This window comes from Azospira oryzae, from assembly GCF_004217225.1.
In the GTDB taxonomy this organism is placed as follows: Bacteria; Pseudomonadota; Gammaproteobacteria; order Burkholderiales; family Rhodocyclaceae; genus Azospira; species Azospira oryzae.
This window is the reverse complement of sequence record NZ_SHKM01000001.1, coordinates 1,094,418-1,114,947: the sequence shown is the minus strand read 5'-3', so window position 1 is coordinate 1,114,947 and position 20,530 is coordinate 1,094,418. Positions and strand designations below refer to the sequence as shown.

Here is a 20,530-nt window from a genome sequence, read left to right as displayed (position 1 = left end):
GCCGGATTGTTTAAAGTGCCGCCCATGACTACTACCCCCACCATCGCCGTCCTTGGCGTCGGCAACATCCTCCTCACCGACGAGGGCATCGGTGTGCGCATCGTCGACGAGCTGCAGCGCCGCTACTCCCTGCCCGAGCACGTGCTGGCGCTGGACGGCGGCACCGCCGGCATGGAACTGCTGGAGCCCCTGGAAGGCCTGGACAAGCTCATCATCGCCGACGCCGTGCGGGTCGGCCAGCCGCCCGGTTCCGTCGTGCTGCTGCAGGGCGACGAGGTGCCCAAGTTCTTCCGCACCAAGATCTCGCCCCATCAGATCGGTCTCTCCGACCTGCTGGCGGCCCTGGAACTGACCGAGAAGGCGCCCAAGGCGGTGGCCCTCATCGGCCTGCAGCCCGTCTCCCTGGATACGGGCATGGCCCTGACGCCGGAGGCGGAAGCCAAGGTGCCGGAAATGCTGGAACTGGTGCTGGCCGAGCTGGCCAAGGCCGGCGTCGTGCCCCAAGCCATTGAAGGGATCGCCTGATGTGCCTCTCCATTCCCATGCAGATCGTCGAGCTGGAAGGCGAGGAGGGCGAGTTCGCCTGGGTCGAGCGGGGCGAGGGCGAGCACTTCCGCCGGGAGCGGGTGAACATGATGCTGCTCGGGCCCCAACCCGTCGGCACCTGGATCCTGGCCTCCCTCGGCCTGGGCAAGGAAGTGGTGGAGGAAGAGGAGCGCCTGCTGATCGAGGATGCCCTGGCGGCCCTGGCCGAATCCCTGGAAGGGGACTACGACCCGGCCCGCCACTTCGCCGACCTCAACCGGCAGTAGGGGCATGAGTTCCTTCCGCCCCCGCGTACCGGCCTGGACGCCGCCCCCTGCCCGGGAAGGCAAGCCCTGGGCCGATGACCCGGCACCCCGGCTGGAGGAGCACTTCCGGCGCGTGCGCCAGGGCACCATGGCCGGCATGCCTTTCCTCAACGAGGCCCTGGCGGTGGCGGCGCTGCCCTTCGCCCGCGTTCAGGGCGACTGGGTCGGCATCGTGCTGACGCCCTGGTTCCTCCACGTCTATCTGCTGCCCGGCGGCGGCGAACTGTGGCAGGACCTGGCCCAGGGCCTGCGCCGCCAGGTGCAGCTGCCGGCCGGGACCATGGATTTCATCGGCGACGAGGACGAGGCCCTGGGCCCGCTGCAGTACTGCGTGCTACTGGCGCCGGTGCCCCAGTTCTCTAGCCAGGACGAAGCCCTGGCGGCGGCCCGGGAAGCCCTGGGCGCCCTGCTGACGCCGCCTCCGGCTGAGGTCGCCTCCACCCCCGCGGCCACCGTCGGCAACGAGGCAGGTGCGCCGGCCGCCACCGCTGCTGGCACTGCCGCTGCGGCCGCCACGGCCGAGAGCGCGGCCGTCAATGACGGGCGGCGGGGCTTCCTGCGGGGCATCCTGGGGCGCCCCTGAAACCCCTTCCCGGCGCCCGCCGGGACTGCCGCAAATGCCACGTCAGGCCTGACGCTGAGGGACGGCGGCGGGCTTTTGCACTATCATGTGCGTGAATTATTTCGCATCCTGCAGCACTCACCGAGCATTTCCCTTCATGAGCAAGGCTTTCACCAAAGAGTCGGACGACGCGGACGAGGACGAACTCGAGCCCGCCCAGCGCCTGCCGATCGGCACCAAGAACTACATGACGCCGGTCGGCCACGCCCGTCTCAAGGCCGAACTGGAGCATCTGCTCAAGGTGGAACGGCCGAAGGTGGTGGAGGTGGTGCACTGGGCCGCCTCCAACGGCGACCGCTCGGAAAACGGCGACTACATCTACGGCAAGAAGCGCCTGCGGGAGATCGACCGCCGCATCCGCTTTCTCACCAAGCGCCTGGACAACTCCCTGGTGGTGGATCCCCTGTTGCGGGAAGCCACGGACCAGGTGTTCTTCGGCGCCACCGTCACCATCGCCGACGAACAGGGCCAGGAACAGACCTACACCATCGTCGGGGTGGATGAAACCGATATCTCCCGGGGCCACATCAGCTGGATCTCGCCCCTGGCCCGGGCCCTGATCAAGGCCAGGGAAGGGGATACGGTGCGCTTCCAGAGCCCCATGGGCCAGCGGGAGATCGAGATCGTCGAAGTCCGCTACCTGGCCATCGAGTAAAGACAGAAATCATGCATTACGACCTGCCCATCTCCCAGATCCTGCGGCACGAGCTGCTGGAATGCGCTCCCCAGACCACGGTGGCGGAGGCGGCAGGGCGCATGCACCAGGCCCGCTGCGGCTCCATCCTGGTGGTGGAGCTGGGGGAGGTGCGGGGCATCTGGACCGAGCGGGACGCCCTGGCCCTGAATTTCTCCGACCCCGAATCCATCCATCTGCCGGTTTCCCGGGTCATGAGCACGCCGGTGAAGACCGTGCGGGAAACGGACACCGTGGCCGACGCCGCCATCCGCTTCAAGCAGGAGCGCCTGCGCCACCTGCTGGTGGTGGACCGGGACGGGCGGCGCCTGGGCATCGTTTCCCAGACCGACATCGTGAACCACCAGGGGGTGGAGTTCTACGTGCACATGCGTGACGTGGGCTCGGTGCTGAAGAGCGCCCCCCTGCAGGTGCCCGGCAGCATGCCGGTGGCCGAGGCGGTGCAGCGCCTGCGGGAGGCCCGCAGCGACGCCGCCATCGTGGAGCACAACGGCCATCTGGGCATCCTCACCGGCCGCGACGTGCTGCGCCTGATCGGCCAGGAATCCCTCAACTGCAGCGCCGGCGAGGTGGCCACCTTCCCCCTCATCACCGTGCCGCGCAGTTCCACCCTGTACCACACGCGCAAGATCTTCAACGACCGGCGCATCCGCCACCTGGGGGTGATGGACGAGCACGGCCGCATCACCGGCCTGCTCTCCTACGCCGACATCCTGGACAGCGTCGAGCAGGAATACGTGGCCGAGCTGCGGGCCGCCCTGCAGGAGCAGAGCCAGCGGCTGCAGCAGTCCCGCCACGCTCTGCTGCTGGCCTCCAAGGTGGCCGAGTCGAGCCAGCAGGCGATCATGATCGTCAATGCGGAACGGATCATCCAGTCCATCAACCCGGCCTTTTCCGCCATCACCGGCTATTCCGCCGAGGAGGCGGTGGGCCACGATACCCGCCTGCTCAAGTCCGGCCTCCACGACGCCGACTTCTACCGTCAGCTCTACGCCGACCTGGCGGCCTTCGGCGTGTGGAGCGGGGAAATCTGGAACCGGCGCAAGAACGGCGAGCTGTACCCGGAGAACCTCACCATCACCTCGGTCAAGGGAGAGGGCGGCCAGGTCATCAACTATGTCTGCGTGTTCACCGACATGACCGAGCAGAAGCGGGCCCGGGACGACCTCAAGGAAAGCCACCAGCGCCTGGAGCAGCAGTCCAGCCTGACCGAGATGATCCTGGACACCCTGCCGGTGATGGTCTTCGTCAAGGACGAGGACGGCCGTTACCTGGTCATGAACGAGGCCGCCGCCGCCTTCGTCGGCCACGACAAGCACGAGGTGGTGGGGCGCAGCGATTTCGAGCTGTACCCGGCCGACGTGGCTTCCCGCCTGCGCCAGGACGACATCAAGGCCCTGGCGGCGAAGAAGGTCACTGGCCGGGAAGAGAAACACCTGACGCCCAAGGGCGAGCGCTACCTGCTCTCCTACAAGCGGGGCGTGGACCTGGGCGGGCGGCGCCTGCTCATCGGCAGCTCCACCGACATTTCCGAGCGCAAGCAGGCCGAGCAGCTGCTGGCCGCCGAGCGCCAGGTGCTGGAGCTGATCGCCAGCGATGCCTCCCTGCAGGTGGTGCTGGACGCCCTGTGCAACCGGGTCGAGTCCCTCATTTCCGACTGCTTCGCCGCCGTCCTCCTGCTGCAGCCGGACAACGGCCACCTGGTGCTGGGCTCCGCCCCCAGCCTGCGCCGCACCTGCCGCGACGTGGGCCAGAACTGCCCGGAAAACCCCGCGGTGTGCGCCTGCGCCGCCGCCATCCGCACCGGCAAGCAGATCATCGCCGAGCACATCGACGATTCGGAACAGTGGCAGGACTGCCGCGACTTTGCCTCGGCCCTGGGGCTGAAGACCGCCTGGTCCACCCCCATCGTCTCCCCGGGCAAGGAAGTGCTGGGCACCCTGTCTCTTTATTTCCGCCAGGGCCGGCGTCCCAACCGCTTCGACAAGGACGTCATCGAGCACGCCTGCCGCCAGGCCGCCATCGCCATCGACCGCAACCGGGCCATGGATTCCCTGCACCGGCTGGCCACCGTGGACACCCTGACCGGCCTCAACAACCGCTCCCGCTTCCTCGACCAGGGGGAGGCGGAGATCACCCGCGCCCGCCGCCTGGGCCGCAGCGTGGCCGTGCTGATGCTGGACGTGGACCACTTCAAGCGCATCAACGACACCCACGGCCACGGGGCCGGGGACGTGGCCCTCAAGATCGTCGCCGCCATCATCGCCCGGGAGCTGCGGGCCATCGACATCTGCGGCCGTCTGGGGGGCGAGGAATTCGCCGTCATGCTGCCGGAAACCGACGGCCAGGGCGCCATGCAGGCCGCCGAGCGGCTGCGCCAGGCCGTGGCCCAGGAAAAGGTGCGGGTGGCCGAAGGCGTCGAGCTGGGCATCACCGTGAGCATCGGCGCCACCATCCTGGCGCCCCAGGATGCCAACATCGACCATCTGCTGGCCCGGGCCGACGGCGCCCTCTACGAAGCCAAGCGCAGCGGCCGCAACCTGGCGCTCTACGCCGCCCCCGGCAACATTCCCTCTTGAAATCCTGATTGCCGTCCCCATTTTCCGGGGCAACGACCGCGCCGGCCCCCGGGCCGGCACGGCGGCAACCGTTCGTTCCCACCTTTTACCCACGGAGTCTTGCATGGGCGCACCCAAGGAAACCCTCGGCTTTCAGGCAGAGGTCAAGCAGCTGCTGCAGCTGATGATCCATTCCCTCTACAGCAACAAGGAAATCTTCCTCCGCGAACTCGTCTCCAACGCTTCCGATGCCTGCGACAAGCTGCGCTTCGAGGCCCTCAACAACAACGGCCTCTACGGCGACGATTCCGAGCTGAAAATCCGCCTCTCCTTCGACAAGGCGGCCCGCACCCTGACCATTTCCGACAACGGCATCGGCCTTTCCCGGGAGGAAGCCGTGGCCCACCTGGGCACCATCGCCAAGTCCGGCACCAAGGAATTCTTCGCCTCCCTCTCCGGCGACGCCCAGAAGGACGCCCACCTCATCGGCCAGTTCGGCGTCGGCTTCTACTCCGCCTTCATCGTCGCCGACAAGGTCACCGTCATTTCCCGCCGCGCCGGCCTGGAGCACAACCAGGCGGTGAAATGGGAATCCGAAGGCGCCGGCGACTACTCCGTGGAAATGGTGGAGAAGGCCGGTCGCGGCACCGACGTCATCCTGCACCTGAAGGACGGCGAGGACGACTTCCTCAATGCCTGGAAGCTGAAGTCCATCATCCGCAAGTACTCCGACCACATCACCCTGCCCATCGTCATGAAGGCGGAGAAGTGGGACGAGGAGAAGAAGGAACAGGTCGCCACCGACGAAGACGAGACGGTGAACCAGGCCAACGCCCTGTGGGCCCGCCCCAAGAGTGAGATCACGGAAGAGCAGTACCAGGAGTTCTACAAGCACGTCGCCCACGACTTCGAAAATCCCCTGGGCTGGATCCACGCCAAGGTGGAAGGCAAGCAGGAATACACCCAGCTGCTCTACATCCCCGCCCGGGCCCCCTTCGACCTGTGGGACCGCAACGCCCGTCACGGCGTCAAGCTCTACGTGAAGCGCGTCTTCATCATGGACGATGCCGAGCAGCTGATGCCGCTCTACATGCGCTTCGTGCGCGGGGTGGTGGATTCCGCCGACCTGCCGCTCAACGTCTCCCGGGAAATCCTGCAGCAGAGCAAGGACATCGAGACCATCCGCGGCGGCTGCGTGAAGAAGGTGCTGTCCCTGCTGGAAGGCATGGCCGATAGCGACGACGCCGCCGAGAAGGAAAAGTACGCCGGCTTCTGGAAGGAATTCGGCAATGTGCTGAAGGAAGGCGTGGGCGAGGACTTCGCCAACAAGGAACGCATCGCCAAGCTGCTGCGCTTCGCCTCCACCCACCACGACACCACCGAGCAGAACGTCTCCCTGGCCGACTACGTTTCCCGCATGAAGGAAGGCCAGGAGAAGATCTACTACGTCACCGCCGAGACCTTCCTCGCCGCCAAGAACAGCCCCCACCTGGAAATCTTCCGCAAGAAGGGCATCGAGGTGCTGCTGCTCTCCGACCGCGTCGATGAATGGGTGGTGGGCCACCTCACCGAATTCGACGGCAAGCCGCTGCAGTCCGTGGCCAAGGGCGGCCTGGATCTGGGCAAGCTGGAGGACGAGGCCGAGAAGAAGGAGCAGGAAAAGGAGGCCGGCGAGTACAAGGAACTCACCGACAGGGTGAAGCAGGCCCTGGAGGCCCGGGTCAAGGACGTGCGCATCACCCACCGCCTGACCGATTCCCCCTCCTGCCTGGTCTCCGACGAGCATGACCTCTCCGGCAACCTGGCGCGCATGCTCAAGGCCGCCGGCCAGAAGGCCCCGGAGGTCAAGCCCATCCTGGAGATCAACCCCCACCATCCGGCGGTGCAGCGCCTGAAGTATGAGGAAGCCCGCTTCGACGACTGGGCCAACCTGCTCTTCGAACAGGCCCAGCTGGCCGAAGGCGGCCAGCTGGAAGACCCGGCCGGCTTCGTCAAGCGCATCAACGACCTGATGCTGGCCCTGTCCCTGGGCGGCAAGTAAGTCCGTCGCCAGGGCAGGCGAGGGCGGGGAGGCGGCATGGCCGCTTTCCCGCCCTTCGTATTTCTGGCGTTTCCGCCGGCGAGGGCTTAGCATGGCGGAAAGAAACCACGCGCCGTACGTGGATATAACAAAGACCGCCATGAAATTCCGCCATTCCCGCCTCCCCCTGATGGCCGGCCTGTCCGGTCTCCTGGGTTTTTTCATCCTGGTCGGCGTCAGCCTGAAGAGCGACTACGACGGTCTGGAGGAGCGGGCCCGGGTCGAGGTGGGCAACCTGGGCCACCTCATGGAGCTGCACACCGCAGCCCGCATCCGCAACATCGACCAGATCCTGCAGGACGTGCAGGGCCACGTCACCCCCGAGGATATGGCCCGTTCCCAGGCCCAGCGTGGCGCCCGGGGCGAGGAGCTGGAGCGGCTGCTGCGGACCAAGCGGGAGATCGTGCCCGAGGTCCATGGCCTGCACCTGGTCAATGTGAAGGGGGATTTCCTCTACAGCTCCCTCAGCCCCCTGCCGCCCTACAACATGGCGGACCGCAGCCATTTCACCGCCCACGTGCAGAACCCGGAGGCGGGCCTGGTGATCGCCGAGCCGGTGCTGGGCCGCACCACGGGCAAGTGGACCCTGGCGGTGAGCCGCCGCCTCAACAATGCGGACGGCAGTTTTGCCGGGGTGGTGGTGGCCACCTTCCTGCCTGAATCCTTTGCCCCCTTCTACCAGAGCCTGGACCTGGGGCCCCACGGCAATGTCTCCATCCGCGACACCCATGCCCGCATGCTGATGCGCTTCCCGGCCCGGGACGACCGTATCGGCCAGCCGGTGGAATCCCATCCGGCCCAGCCCTACATGGCCCGGGGCGACCGGGAAATCCTGATGAAGATCCGCAGCGGCACGGACCAGGTGGAACGGCTGGTGAGCATCCGCAAGGTGGGCGAGTATCCGCTCTACGTCTTTGCCGGCATGGCGCCGGAGGACTACCTCAGCAACTGGCGCAGCAAGCTCTACTACTACAGTGCCGGCAGCCTGCTATTGGCGGCGGTGGTGCTGGGCCTGCTGGTGATCAACCGGCGTGGCGAACGGCAGGAGGAGTCGGCCCTGCGGGCCCTGGCCGAGACGGAGGGACGTTACCGCCTGCTGCTGGAAAACCTGCCGGTGGGCGTCATCCACTTCGATTCCCGCCTCTGTCTGACCTTCTGCAACGAGCGTTTTGCCACCATGGTGGGCAGCACGGTGCAGGCCTTGCAGGGCCTGGATCTGCAGCGCCTGCGGGACCAGTCGGTGCTGCCGGCCATGCGCCAGGCCCTGGCCGGGGAGGGCGGCACCTACGACGGCAGCTACCGCACCACCCTCAGCCATATCGACGTGTGGATATCCTTCCGCGCCAATCCCCTGCGCGATGCCAGCGGCGCCATCATCGGCGGCATCGGCATCGTCGAGGACGTGGGCGAGAAGCGGCGGGCCGAAGACAGCCTGCGGCAAAGCGAGCGGAACTTCCGCACCATGGCCGACTTCACCTACGACTGGGAATACTGGCAGGGGGCCGACGGCCGCATCGTCTACATGACCCCCTCGGTGGAACGCATCACCGGTTACGGCGTCCAGGCCTTTGCCGACGATCCTTCCCTGCTGCAGCAGATCGTCCACCCCGACGACCGGCAGGAGTTCCAGGAACACCTCAACCAGGCAGTCTTCCATCACGAGCACATGGTGGACTTCCGCATCGTGCGCCGGGACGGGCAGGTGCGCTGGATCGCCCACGGCTGCCAGGCGGTGGTGGGAGAGGAGGGCGAGGCCCTGGGGCGGCGGGTGAGCAACCGGGACGTGACCGAGCGCAAGACCCTGGAAGCGGAACTGCAGGCCCTCAACAGCCGCCTGGAGGCCCGGGTGCAGGAGGAGCTGGCGAGCAACCGGGAAAAGGATCAGCTGCTGATCCAGCAGTCCCGCCTGGCGGCCATGGGCGAGATGGTGCACAACATTGCCCACCAGTGGCGCCAGCCCCTCAACGCCCTGGGCCTGGTGATCGCCAATATCCGCGACGACTTTGCGTTTGGCCAGCTGGATGCGGCGGCCCTGGACGAAAGCGTGGGCCGGGCCCTGAAGCTGCTGCAGCGCATGTCCACCACCATCGACGATTTCCGCAATTTCTTCCGTCCCGACCGGGACCCGGCGGACTTCGACCTGGGGGCGGCGGTGGAGGATGCGGCCTTCATCATGGAGGCCTCCCTGAAGAACAACGATATCGCCCTGGAACGGGCCATCGAGCCGGACCTGCGGGCCTGGGGCTTCCACGGCCAGTTTTCCCAGGCCGTGCTCAATGTCCTGGCCAACGCCAAGGAGGTGCTGCAGGAGCGCCATGTGCGCCCGGCCCGCATCCGCCTGCAGGTCAGCCGTTGCGACGGCCAGGTGGAAGTGACGGTGGAGGACAACGCCGGCGGTATCCCCGGCAACGTCCTGGGGCACATTTTCGAGCCCTATTTCACCACCAAGGAGCAGGGCAGCGGCATCGGCCTGTATATGACCAAAATGATACTGGAGCGCAGCATGCACGGTAAAATAAGGGCTGAAAACACCGCCGAAGGCGCCCGCTTCGTCCTCACCGTGCCTTTGTACACCCTTCCGCCCACGGCCCCAATGCAATGAACGCCCTCGAAAAAGACCAAGACGCGGAATTCCTGCGCACCCTCAGCCTGCTTTACGTCGAAGACGAGGAAGAGGTGCGTCGGGAATTGACCCGCTTTCTCTCCCGCCGTTTTGCCAAGGTGGACGTGGCGGCCAACGGCCAGGAAGGGCTGGAGCTGTTCCGCCAGCACGGCGGCTACGACATCGTCGTCACCGACGTGCGCATGCCGGTCATGGACGGCCTTTCCATGGCCGCCGCCATCAAGGACATCCAGCGGGAAGTGCCGGTGATCGTCATCACCGCCTACAACGAGATGGACTATTTCGTGCGGGCCATCGAGATCGGCATCGACCGCTACATCACCAAGCCGGTGGACCCTTTCCTGCTCATGGAGGCGGTCAGCCGCAGCGCCAAGATGCATTTCCACCAGCGGGAAATCGAGCGGGCCCGGGAGGAAACCACCGAGGCCCTGAACCAGGTGGTGGCGGTGCTGGCGCGGGCCATCGAAGTGCGGGACCCGTACACCGACGGCCACCAGAAGCGGGTCTCCCAGCTGGCCGGGGCCATCGCCGAACGCATGGGCCTGCCGGCCGCCCAGGTGGCGGGCATCCGGGTGGGGGCGTCGATCCACGACATCGGCAAGATCCAGGTGCCGGCCGAGTTCCTCAGCATGCCGCGGCGACCCTCGCCGGACGAGTTTGCCCTGATCAAGGCCCATGTGGAAGCGGGCTACGAGATCCTTGGCGACGCCACCTTCCCCTGGCCCATCGCCCAGATGGTGCGCCAGCACCACGAGCGCCTGGACGGCTCCGGCTATCCCCAGGGCCTGAAAGGGGATGAGATTTCCCTGGAGGCCCGCATCATCGCCGTGGCCGACGTGGTGGAGGCCATGAGTTCGGACCGTCCCTACCGGGCGGCCCTGGGTCTGGAAGCGGCGAAGGAGGAAATCCGCCAGCACCGGGGCACCCTCTACGACGGGGCCGCGGTGGATGCCTGTCTGGCGGTGCTGGAGAGCAATCCGGAACGCTACGTGGGGACGGCCGCCTGAGAGCGGCCGCATAACACCGGGAACAATGGGAAAGGACGGGGAGGGCTCAGGCTCGGCCCCCGGCAGGCTGGCTTACAGCCCCTGCTCCGGCAGCAGATCGGGCCGCCGCCGCATGAGGCGCACGCAGGCGTTCACCACTTCGGCATCGTAAAGCTGGCCAGCGCCGCTTTCCAGTTCGGCCAGGGCCTGTTCCAGCCCCAGGGCGGGGCGGTAGGGACGGTGGGAACTCATGGCCTCCACCACGTCGGCCACGGCCAGGATGCGGGCTTCCAGCAGGATGGCTTCACCCTTGAGGCCCTGGGGATAGCCGGAGCCGTTCAGGCGCTCGTGGTGCTGGCGCACCATCTCGGCGATGGGCCAGGGGAAATCCACATCCTTGAGCAGCTCGTAGCCGGCCTGGGAGTGGTTCTTGATGATCTCGAACTCGATGGGCTTGAGCTTGCCCGGCTTGCACAGGATTTCGCTGGGGATGCGGATGGAGCCGATGTCGTGGATCAGGGCGCCGAAACGCACCCCTTCCACCACCTCCCGCGCCAGCCCCATTTCCTTGGCGATGGCTGCCGCCAGGGCCGAAACCCGCTTCTGGTGGCCGTCGGTGTAGGGGTCCCGCATCTCGATGGCACGGGCCAGGGCCATCACCGTCTGCTGCAGGATGTCGGCAATGCGGGTTTCCGCCGCCAGCAGGGCCTTCTGCTGGGTACGCACCATGACTGCGTCGTGGATGGCGGTGAGCAGGGCATCCGGGTCGATGGGCTTGGTGACGTAGCGGTCCACCCCCAGGTCGATGGAGCGCAGCAGGTAATCCCGGTCGCTGTAGGCGGTGACCACGATGATGGGCACCGCATGGCCCGTGGCGCGAATCCTGGAGGCCATTTCCAGGCCGTCCATTTCCGGCATCTTGATGTCGGTCACCACCACGTCGTACTCGCCCTTGAGGAAGGCTTCCAGGCCTTCCCTGCCATTGACGGCCACCTCCAGGGTGCCGACGCGGCGGCCGAGGAAGCGGGAGAGCAGTTCCCGCACCTCGTCTTCATCTTCCACGTAGAGCAGGCGCAGGCCTTGCAGGAAGTTCAGATCGAGGCCGGGCGGGGTATGGGAGTCCATGAGCGTATTCTAATTCTTTTTCGGCTGGCGCACCGGCACGGTCAGGGTGAAACAGGCGCCGTCGCCCAGGTTGGCGGCGCTGATGCTGCCGTTCATATTGTGTTCGATGATGGTCTTGGCCATGTACAGACCGATGCCGCTGCCTTTGTCCTTGGTGGTGAAGTAGGGGTCGAAGATTTTCGGCAGGATCTCCGGGGCGATGCCGCCGGCGTTGTCGCTGACCCGCAGGAGGATGGTTTCGCCCTGGCGCTGCAGTTCGATCTCGATGCGGCCGGCGGCGACCTTGCGCGCCAGGATTTCTTCCTTGGCATTGGCCAGGATGTTGAGCACCGCCTGGGCGAACTGGGAGGGGAAGCCTTCGGCCTCGACGCCGGGGTCCAGTTTTTCCACCAGTTCGATGCCGTGGCTCTTCAGGGTGCCCTGCATGATGAACACCGCCTCTTCCACGGCATGGCTGACGTCGAACTGGGTCATCTTCTTTTCCGGACGGAAGAAGTCGCGGAAATCGTCGATGGTGGTGGACATGCGCCCCAGCAGGCGCTGGGCGTCGGCCACCGAGCGGTCCATGACTTCCGGGGTGAGGGCCTGGAAGTCGTAGTCGTCCTTGATGTTGCGCACCAGCAGGGAGAGGGCGTTGAGGGGCTGGCGCCACTGGTGGGCGATGTTGTGCACCATCTCGCCCATGGCCGCCAGGCGGGATTGCTGGATCAGCATGTGGTCCTTCTCCCGGTTCTTTGCCAGTTCCTCCTGCACCCGCTGTTCCAGGTGCTCGTTGAGCTGGCGCAGGCTCTGCTGGGTGGCCTGGACCTGGTCCCGCATGGCGGCGAAGGTGTTGACCAGGGTGCCGATCTCGTCCTTGCCGCCGGGGGGCAGGTGGGCGTCGAAGCGGCCCTCGGCCAGTTCCCGGGCGGCAGTCATGAGGCGGTTGACCGGGCGCCGCACCGTGGCGTCGAGCACCACGCCCAGGGCCAGGAAGGCTCCCAGCAGCACCGAGGCGAGCAGGGCGAAGAGGGTCTTCTGGGACTGGGCCACGCTTTCCAGCAGGGCCCGGTGGCTGATCCGGATGCGCAGGCTGCCGACGCTGTCGTTGGCCAGGTTCAGCTGCTGGGTGTGCAGCTGCTCGTCGGGCCCGGCCGGCGGGACGGGAGTGCCGGCCAGGGGGTAGAGCTGACGCCCTTCGTGGTCCTGCAGCACCACCTCGACCCATTCCGGATTCTCCTGGCGCAGGGAATCCAGGGTGTCGTGGATGTCCCCCAGTTGCCGGGCCACTACCAGGGGCAGCAGGCTTTCCGTCAGGTTGTGCATTTCCCGTTCCTGCTGCCGCTCGAAGACGGCGATCTGGTAGCGCACCGAGTCGGGCAGCCAGATGCCGTAGAGATAGGCGATGAAGGCGGTCCACACCAGGGCCAGGGGCAGCAGCAGCTTGAGGCGCAGGGTCATGGGTTCAGCGTTCCGGGACGAAGAAGTCTTCCAGGCCCAGGTCCTTCAGGGGCTGGTAGTCCTTCATGGCGGTGGGCACCATGCGGGCCAGGGGGATTTCCTGCAGCAGGGCCTTGCCCGCCGGGGTGGCGGCGAAGTCCAGGAGGGCGCTGCGCACCTGCTCGCGCACGGCCCCGTCGACCCGGGGATGGGCGGCGATGGGGTGGGCGGCGAAGGCGGCGGTGCGGTACAGCACCCGCAGGCGTTCCTGCACTTCCGGCTTCTGTTCGTTGAGGGTCTTCTGCACGCCGCCGCCGGCGCTGGCCAGGCCCTGGGTCACCGAGAGATAGACGGCGGTGTGGGAATTGACGTAGCGGGGCGTGAAATTGACCTTGTATTTGCGCACCAGCTCGGCCCGGATGAGCAGGCTGGCGCCGATGGCGTTGGGGGCGGGGAAGGCGATTTCCTTGCCTTCCAGGTCGGCCGGGGTGCGGAAGGGACTGTCCCTGGCCACCACCAGGATGCCGGTGACTGGTGTGTCGTCCCGCACCAGGGGAATGTAGCCGGCCGGGTTGGCCACCATCAGGTAGGGATTCATGTAGGCGAAATCGAAGGCGCCGGCGTTGTACTGGCGCTCGAAGCTGGGGATGTCGGGCATGATGGCCAGGTCGAAGCGCAGCCCGGTGCGCTTTTCCAGCTCGATGAGGATGGGTTTCCAGATGGCGAAGAGCTGGCGCCGCTCGAACTGGGGCGTCACCCCCAGGGTGTAGACCCGCTCCGCCGGCTTGCCGGCGGTGGCCTTTGCGGTGGCGGGGGCGGCAGGGGCCGCGAGGGGGAGCATCAGCAGGCCTGCCCACAGCAGGCCGGACAGGCGCCGGAGCAGCGGTCCCATGGTGGTTCCTCCTCGGGTGATGAGTGCCGGACGTCCCGTTGTCCGCTGCGCACGCTCTACCCGGAAGCTGCGGGGGCGGAGTGGCGTTGCCATCCCATGGGGGCGGCGGAGGAGCAAACGGGGGAGCGCCAGTATCCCCTATTAAGAGTAGGGTTTCAATGGCGAAGGGCGGCGGGCCAGGCTGGAGAAGGGCTCCGGGCGGTGGCCCGGGGCCGGCTGGCAGCCTTATTTGGCGGGCTGTTTGGCGGCCTTCTTGGCGCCGGGGTGGCTGTTGGGATGGCTGCTGGTATGGCGGTTGATGCAGTCCCGCAGCTCGGGGCCGAACTTGTCCTGGCAGGCCGCCTGGGCCTTCTGCATGGCTTCGCAGCGCTGGGGCTGGCGGCTCTTGCTGCAGTCGGCCTGGAGCGGGGCAGGGGCTGCCGCCGGGGCCTTGCCGGCCGGACTCCGCTCGGCTGGGGCCGACACGGCTGCCTGGGCGCAGAGGAGGGTCAGCAGGAGCAGGGCAGTGGCCGGGGCTTTCATGGTCGGTCCAATGTAAAAATGCGTATGGCCTGAGTATAGCGCCCTTGCCGCGCCCCCGGGCGGCGCGGGATTCGTTTATAGTGCGGATCAGTTCCGCCCCATGTTTCCGACATTTTCCGCCGCCATGCCAGCCTCCACTTCCGCCAGCGCCACTTCCGCCAAAGCCACCGTCGCCGAGCATCGCCTGACCCTGGGGGAACTGGTCAAGCTGCTGGTGGAGGATGGCATGGTGGATGCGGTGGTGGCCGACGGCCTGGTCAAGGAGCGGCGCTATCACCGGGGCGACGTCCATCCCCTGGTGGTGATCGCCGACCAGAACTGGAAGTCCCTGGTCCCGCCCCACAAGCCCCTGATTCTGGAAACCCTGACCGAGTGGCTGGCGGCCAAGGTGGGCCTCGACTACCTGCACATCGACCCCCTCAAGATCGACTTCTCCGCCGTCACCGAGGTGGTCTCCAACACCTATGCCGGCCGCTTCAAGATCCTGCCCATCCAGGTGACCACGCGGGAGGTGATCATCGCCACCGCCGAGCCCTTCCTGCGGGAGTGGGAGAAGGAGCTCAAGCCCATCCTGCGCAAGGACATCCGCCGGGTGGTGGCCAATCCCCAGGACATCGCCCGCTATCTGGTGGAGTTCTACAACCTGGCCCGCTCGGTGAAGAAGGCGGCGGCCGGGGGTGGCGAGGTCAGCGGCCTGTCCTCCTTCGAACAGCTGGTGGAGCTGGGCAAGACCAACCGCCAGTTCGACGCCAACGACCAGCACATCGTCCATATCGTTGACTGGCTGTGGCAGTACGCCTTCGAGCAGCGGGCCTCTGACATCCACATCGAGCCCCGACGCGAGCTGGGCATCGTGCGCTTCCGCATCGACGGGATGCTGCACCAGGTGTACCAGATCCCGATGGCGGTGATGGCCGCCATGACCAGCCGCATCAAGCTCCTCGGCCGCATGGACGTGATCGAGAAGCGGCGCCCCCAGGATGGCCGCATCAAGACCCGCACCGCCGGCGGCCAGGAGGTGGAGCTGCGCCTGTCCACCCTGCCCACCGCCTTCGGCGAGAAGCTGGTGATGCGCATCTTCGACCCGGAGGTGCTGGTGCGGGACTTCGCCGAACTTGGCTTTGGCGAGGAAGACAAGAGCCGCTGGCAGTTCATGACCAGCCAGCCCAACGGCATCATCCTGGTGACCGGCCCCACCGGCTCGGGCAAGACCACCACCCTGTATTCCACCCTGAAGCAGCTGGCGACGCCGGAAGTGAACGTGTGCACCATCGAGGACCCCATCGAAATGGTGGAGCAGTCCTTCAACCAGATGCAGGTCTCCCAGAACATCGACCTGGGCTTTGCCGACGGGGTGCGCGCCCTCATGCGCCAGGACCCGGACATCATCATGATCGGCGAAATCCGCGACGGGGAAACCGCCGACATGGCCATCCAGGCCGCCCTCACCGGTCACCTGGTGCTGTCCACCCTGCACACCAACGACGCTCCTTCCGCCATTTCCCGCCTGCTGGACCTGGGCATGGCGCCCTATCTGATCAACGCCACCATGCTCGGGGTCATGGCCCAGCGCCTGGTGCGCACCCTCTGCCCCCACTGCAAGAAGCCGGCGGACCTGCGGCGGGAGGACGAGGAAATCTGGGACAGCCTGGTGGCACCGTGGAAATCCAAGCGTCCGGCCCAGATCTACCAGCCCGTGGGTTGCCTGGAGTGCCGCATGACCGGCTACATGGGCCGCATGGGCCTGTACGAGCTGCTGCTGATGTCCCCCGAAGTGAAAAAGCTGGTGACCACCACCACCGACGTGGCCAAGGTGCGGGAGCAGGCCTACCGGGAAGGCATGAAGCCCCTGCGCATTTCCGGCGCCATGAAGGTGGCCGCCGGCCTCACCACCCTGGAAGAGGTGATCAAGGTAGCGCCCCCGGCCAGCCAGGGCTGAGGCTCCGCGCAGTTCTCCGGCCCAGCTGCGGTCGGCGGCATCCATTCATCTCCGTGGCCGGGGCGTCCAGCTTCCGCCGCCAGCCCCATCCCGTCCCATTCCCGTGCCATTCCCGGCGCCCCCCTTTTCCGCGAAAGATGCCCATGCTGCCTGAGGTTCTCCACCCCTATCCCGACGCCGAAGCGGCCGGGAAAATCCTCGCCGACACCCGGCGCTGGCTGGAGCGGGCCGTCATCGGCCTTAACCTGTGCCCCTTCGCCAAGTCGGTGCATGTGAAAAAGCAGATCCGCTACGCCCTCAGCGCCGCCGCCACGCCGGACGAACTGCTGGCGGAACTGGAGCGGGAGTTCACCCTGCTGAGCGAGACCGACCCTGCCCTGCTCGACACCACCCTGCTCATCCATCCGGACGTGCTCACCGACTTCCTCGACTACCACTTCTTCCTGCAGGAGGTGGAGGCCCTCATCCGCAACCTGGGCTACGAGGGCGTGTACCAGGTGGCCAGCCTGCATCCGGACTACGAGTTCGCCGGCAGCGAGGCGGACGACATCGACAACGTCACCAACCGTTCCCCCTATCCGACCCTGCACCTGCTGCGGGAGGCCAGCATCGACCGGGCCGTGGCCGCTTTCCCCGATCCGGAGAGCATCTACGAGCGCAACATCGCCACCGTGCGCCGTCTCGGTCACGAGGGCTGGCGCAAGCTGTTGCAGGAGGAGTCGGGCCAGGAGTAAGCAAGGGCGGCCATGCTGGCCATGCCATGGCCGAACGCCGCGCCCCCTGGGCGTGAGCGGCATGGCCCCATGAAAAAAGGCCCGGGAGCTGCCTCCCGGGCCTTTGTCTTTTCCGGTGCCGGCCGCCTACAGCTGCTCCAGGCTGTCCCGGCCCAGCAGCTTCCACAGGGACGGGGCCTGGCTGGGGCGCAGGCGCACCAGATAGACCTCGTCGTTGCCCTGGCGGATGCGGGCCACCGCCTCGGCCACCGGCAGCTGCAGCAGGTGGGCCAGGATCAGGGGCGTGACGCCGCCGTGGCTGACCACCAGCACCTGGCCCCGGGGCTGCTCGCGGCGGATGCGTTCCACCGCCTGGGCCACGCGCCGGGCCTGGCTGGCGAGGGATTCGCCGCCGTCCAGGCTGTCCTCCAGCTTGCCGCTACGGGCCTTGAACTCGGCCAGCAGGGCGGCTTCCTGCCCTTCTTTACCGTCCTCGGCCATGCCCTCGAACTTGCCGAAGCAGCGTTCGGCCAGCTCCGGCAGGGCCTGCACGGTCATTCCGGGACGGGCCAGGGCGGCGCTTTCCCGGGCTCGGGCCAGGCTGCTGCTATAGACCGCGGCGAAGTTTTCGCCGGCCAGTTTTTCCCCCAGCTGCCGGGCCTGGCTGCGGCCCGTGTCGTTGAGGGGATTGTCGGTGCTGCCCTGCAGGCGCTTCTCCAGGTTCCAGGCGGTCTGGCCGTGGCGGGCCAGGTACAGCTCCAGCACCGCCTCCTCGGCCCGGGCCGGCAGGCTGGCGGCCAGGCCCAGGCAGAGGGCGAAGAGGGCGGCGAAGCGTTGGCGTTTGCCCATGGCGTCTCTCCTTAGCGGGCCTGCAGCAGTTCGGGCACCCGCAGCAGGATGAACTCGTTGTCGTCCTGCAGGTTGGGCTGGCGGGCGGCGGAATAGGGCAGGTTGTTGTCGTTGGCAACGACGATGTGCTCCCCGTCCACTACGTCCACATCCTCGATGGTGACGAAGGGGAAGGTGAATTTGCCGTCCTTGCCGCCGCGCCGGGCCAGGTGCTTCGGATCGTCGATGTCCAGCAGGTCGATGTGGCCGATCTTGCGCACGAAGCCGTCGCCGTCGGCGTCCTTCAGGCTGATCTTGTAGATGCGCTTGAATCTGGCCGGCACGTTCTGGCAGTCCGGACGGGCCGGGCCGTTGCAGGCGTGCTCCGGCAAGCCCTCGCCGTTGTCCCGCTCGATGATGAGGCCGGTGTCGGCGTCGATCATGTTGAAGTCGCCGATGTTGTTGCCGTTCTGCTCCAGGCGGTACTTCCAGGAGCGGCCCGTCCATTCGCCCCGGGCCACGCTGAACTCCAGGATGCGCAGGTATTCCCGGCCGTCCTGCTGTTCCCATTTTTTCTCTTCGGCATTCCACAGGGGTCCTTCCAGCAGGGGGTAGAGGAACTGGCCGTCCCTGGAGGCGGCCATGCCCTCGTAGCCCCGGGAGCGGCGGGCCACGGTGGTGAAGCTGCCGCTGGTGGCCGGGGTGGTGACGCTGAAATGGTCCGGGGACTTGAGCACCTTGCCGTCCACCTTGGTCTCGAACACGGCCAGCACCTTGCCCTGGCGGTCGGTCTTGAGCAGGTAGGGGCCCAGCTCGTCGCCGAACCACACCGCATCGCCCAGGGGCTGGATGGATTCGATGTCGAAGTCGGCCCCGGTCAGGTAGCGTTGACGGGTGCCTTCGTTGACGATGAGGAAGGGCACCTTCTGGTCCGGGTCGTGCAGGGCGGCGCTCTTCACCAGTTTGACGCCGCCCTGGTCCCAGTCCGGCTGCAGTAGGTGGAACATCAGGAGGGCGTCGGCGCTGTTGTTGCGGGCGCCGTAGCCGTTGTCCTGCAGCACCCAGTAGCGGCCCTGGCCGGCGTGCTTGATGCCGGAGAAGCCCTGCACCGGCTGGCCCTTGAAGGGCAGGGAGACGCCGGTGGGACGGGGCGCGTTCTTGTCCGAGAGATAGGAGGTGCCGGGCAGGGATGCGGGCGTGTCCACGCGCCGGGATTCGGGCCCGGTGTATTTGCCGGAGACGGCCAGGCTGGCCGGGGCATCCTTGGGCGGGGCGATGAAGGTGCGGGCCGGCAGCACGGCATGGCCCGCCAGGGTGGCGGGGAAAGCCTGGTCGGCCAGGGCGGGAACCTGGGCCAGGGCGGCGGCAAAGGCCAGGGCGAGGGGCGTCTTGGGGCTCATGCTTCTTCCATGGGTGGGGATGAAGCAGCCAAGCCTAGGAGACGCCTGTTGCAGGATGGTGACAGAAGCCGGCGTCCCGGCCGGGGCGGTGCTCTCAGCCGCTGCGGGAGAGCTGCTTCATGGCCTCGCCCAGGCCGGCCAGGGTCAGGGGATACATGCGCCGGCCCAGCAGGTCCTGCAGCAGCTGGATGGACTGGGTGTGCTCCCAGCGCCGCTGGGGTTCCGGGTTGAGCCAGACGGTGTGGGGAAAGGCCTCGGTGAGGCGGCGGATCCAGGCGGCCCCCGGCTCCGGGTTGGAGTGCTCGACGCTGCCCTGGGGGTAGAGGATTTCGTAGGGGCTCATGGTGGCGTCGCCGACGAAGATCAGCTTGTAGTCGCTGCCGTACTTGTGCAGCACGTCGCTGGTGGCGATGCGCTGGTCGAAGCGGCGTCGGTTGTCCTGCCACAGGTTTTCATAGACGCAGTTGTGGAAGTAGAAGTGCTCCAGGTGCTTGAACTCGCTGCGGCAGGCGGAGAACAGTTCCTCGCAGACCTGGATGTGGTCGTCCATGGAGCCGCCCACGTCGAGGAAGAGCAGCACCTTGACCGCGTTGTGCCGCTCCGGGCGCAGCTGCAGGTCCAGGGTGCCGGCGTTGCGGGCGGTGCCGGCGATGGTGCCTTCCAGGTCCAGCTCCTCGGCGGCGCCGCTGCGGGCGAAGCGGCGCAGACGCTTCAGGGCCACCTTGATGTTGCGGGTGCCCAGTTCCACTGAGTCGTCCAGGTTGCGGAATTCCCGCTTCTCCCACACCTTCACCGCGGTGCGGTTGCCGCCGCTCTCGCCGCCGATGCGGATGCCTTCCGGATGGTAGCCGCCATGGCCGAAGGGGGAACTGCCGCCGGTGCCGATCCACTTGCTGCCGCCGGCATGGCGCTCCTTCTGCTCCGCCAGCCGTTCCCGGAACTGCTGCATCAGCCGCTCCCAGCCCAGGGCCTCCAGCTTCTGCCGGTCCGCCGCGCTGAGATGGCGCCGGGCGGCCAGTTGCAGCCATTCCTCGGGCACGGCGTTGGCGTCGAAGCCGGGCAGGGTTTCCACTTCCCGGAAGTAGGTGGCGAAGGCCTGGTCGAAGCGGTCGTAGAGGCTTTCGTCCTTGATCAGGCAGGCCCGGGCCAGGATGTAGAAGTCGTCCAGGCTGGGGCCCACCACCCGGGCCTGCAGGGCCCCCAGGAGGGTGAGAAATTCGGTGGTGGAGACGGGCAGGCGGGCGTCCCGCAGGTGCAGGAGAAATCCGGCGAGCATGG

General features: G+C 67.1%; 17 protein-coding genes. 10 read left to right on the top strand and 7 right to left on the bottom strand.

Annotated features, from left to right (window positions below; genetic code table 11):
- Window positions 1-24 precede the first annotated feature (24 nt).
- The 8 genes from EV678_RS05065 to EV678_RS05030 all read left to right on the top strand — a co-directional run bounded on the left by EV678_RS05065 (window position 25) and on the right by EV678_RS05030 (window position 10,435).
- Window positions 25-525 (top strand): HyaD/HybD family hydrogenase maturation endopeptidase, encoded by a 501-nt coding sequence (locus EV678_RS05065; protein ID WP_130458739.1) that lies wholly within the window; start codon window positions 25-27, stop codon window positions 523-525.
- Entirely contained in the window at window positions 525-812 is a 288-nt protein-coding gene (hypC, locus tag EV678_RS05060) for a HypC/HybG/HupF family hydrogenase formation chaperone (RefSeq protein WP_014238022.1), read from the top strand. Before EV678_RS05065 ends, hypC begins: the two co-directional genes overlap by 1 nt.
- Before the next feature lie 4 nt (window positions 813-816).
- Window positions 817-1,434: a [NiFe]-hydrogenase assembly chaperone HybE gene (gene hybE, locus EV678_RS05055; RefSeq protein ID WP_165397454.1), complete on the top strand. Its 618-nt coding sequence runs from the start codon at window positions 817-819 to the stop codon at window positions 1,432-1,434.
- Window positions 1,435-1,570: 136 nt separating this feature from the next.
- Entirely contained in the window at window positions 1,571-2,128 is a 558-nt protein-coding gene (gene greB / locus EV678_RS05050) for a transcription elongation factor GreB (RefSeq protein WP_014238020.1), read from the top strand.
- An 11-nt stretch (window positions 2,129-2,139) separates the two neighbouring features.
- Window positions 2,140-4,746, top strand: coding sequence for a diguanylate cyclase (locus tag EV678_RS05045; protein ID WP_130458737.1), 2,607 nt, complete (start codon window positions 2,140-2,142; stop codon window positions 4,744-4,746).
- Window positions 4,747-4,849: 103 nt separating this feature from the next.
- Window positions 4,850-6,766, top strand: coding sequence for a molecular chaperone HtpG (htpG, locus tag EV678_RS05040; RefSeq protein WP_130458736.1), 1,917 nt, complete (start codon window positions 4,850-4,852; stop codon window positions 6,764-6,766).
- Window positions 6,767-6,905: 139 nt separating this feature from the next.
- The gene (locus EV678_RS05035; protein ID WP_165397453.1) at window positions 6,906-9,407 is read left to right on the top strand and encodes a PAS domain S-box protein; all 2,502 of its coding nucleotides are present in this window, start codon (window positions 6,906-6,908) and stop codon (window positions 9,405-9,407) included.
- A complete protein-coding gene (locus EV678_RS05030; protein ID WP_130458734.1) occupies window positions 9,404-10,435 on the top strand; it encodes a response regulator in 1,032 nt (343 codons plus the stop codon). The genes EV678_RS05035 and EV678_RS05030 overlap by 4 nt, the downstream gene beginning before the upstream one ends.
- Window positions 10,436-10,507: 72 nt before the next feature.
- Here the strand turns inward: EV678_RS05030 and EV678_RS05025 are convergent, their stop codons facing one another.
- The 4 genes from EV678_RS05025 to EV678_RS05010 form a co-directional block, all read right to left on the bottom strand.
- Window positions 10,508-11,539, bottom strand: coding sequence for an HD-GYP domain-containing protein (locus EV678_RS05025; RefSeq protein ID WP_130458733.1), 1,032 nt, complete (start codon window positions 11,537-11,539; stop codon window positions 10,508-10,510).
- Between the two features lie 9 nt (window positions 11,540-11,548).
- Window positions 11,549-12,979 (bottom strand): sensor histidine kinase, encoded by a 1,431-nt coding sequence (locus EV678_RS05020; RefSeq protein WP_130458732.1) that lies wholly within the window; start codon window positions 12,977-12,979, stop codon window positions 11,549-11,551.
- Between the two features lie 4 nt (window positions 12,980-12,983).
- Window positions 12,984-13,850: a phosphate/phosphite/phosphonate ABC transporter substrate-binding protein gene (locus EV678_RS05015; RefSeq protein WP_130458731.1), complete on the bottom strand. Its 867-nt coding sequence runs from the start codon at window positions 13,848-13,850 to the stop codon at window positions 12,984-12,986.
- Window positions 13,851-14,075: 225 nt separating this feature from the next.
- Window positions 14,076-14,372 carry a hypothetical protein gene (locus tag EV678_RS05010; protein ID WP_014238012.1) on the bottom strand — a complete coding sequence of 99 codons (297 nt, stop codon included), beginning with the start codon at window positions 14,370-14,372 and terminating at the stop codon, window positions 14,076-14,078.
- Window positions 14,373-14,472: 100 nt separating this feature from the next.
- Between EV678_RS05010 and EV678_RS05005 the strand changes: the two genes are divergently transcribed.
- Together EV678_RS05005 and EV678_RS05000 are read left to right on the top strand one after the other, a co-directional pair.
- A complete protein-coding gene (locus EV678_RS05005; RefSeq protein WP_235832407.1) occupies window positions 14,473-16,311 on the top strand; it encodes a GspE/PulE family protein in 1,839 nt (612 codons plus the stop codon).
- A gap of 143 nt (window positions 16,312-16,454) precedes the next feature.
- The gene (locus EV678_RS05000) at window positions 16,455-17,045 is read left to right on the top strand and encodes a DUF1415 domain-containing protein (RefSeq protein WP_130458729.1); all 591 of its coding nucleotides are present in this window, start codon (window positions 16,455-16,457) and stop codon (window positions 17,043-17,045) included.
- 126 nt (window positions 17,046-17,171) lie between these two features.
- Here EV678_RS05000 and EV678_RS04995 read toward each other — a convergent pair whose 3' ends face one another.
- The 3 genes from EV678_RS04995 to EV678_RS04985 form a co-directional block, all read right to left on the bottom strand.
- Entirely contained in the window at window positions 17,172-17,873 is a 702-nt protein-coding gene (locus tag EV678_RS04995) for a histidine phosphatase family protein (protein WP_130458728.1), read from the bottom strand.
- An 11-nt stretch (window positions 17,874-17,884) separates the two neighbouring features.
- Window positions 17,885-19,252 carry an esterase-like activity of phytase family protein gene (locus tag EV678_RS04990; RefSeq protein WP_130458727.1) on the bottom strand — a complete coding sequence of 456 codons (1,368 nt, stop codon included), beginning with the start codon at window positions 19,250-19,252 and terminating at the stop codon, window positions 17,885-17,887.
- A 94-nt stretch (window positions 19,253-19,346) separates the two neighbouring features.
- Complete coding sequence (locus EV678_RS04985) at window positions 19,347-20,528, bottom strand: vWA domain-containing protein (RefSeq protein WP_130458726.1); 1,182 nt, start codon at window positions 20,526-20,528, stop codon at window positions 19,347-19,349.
- Window positions 20,529-20,530 lie beyond the last annotated feature (2 nt).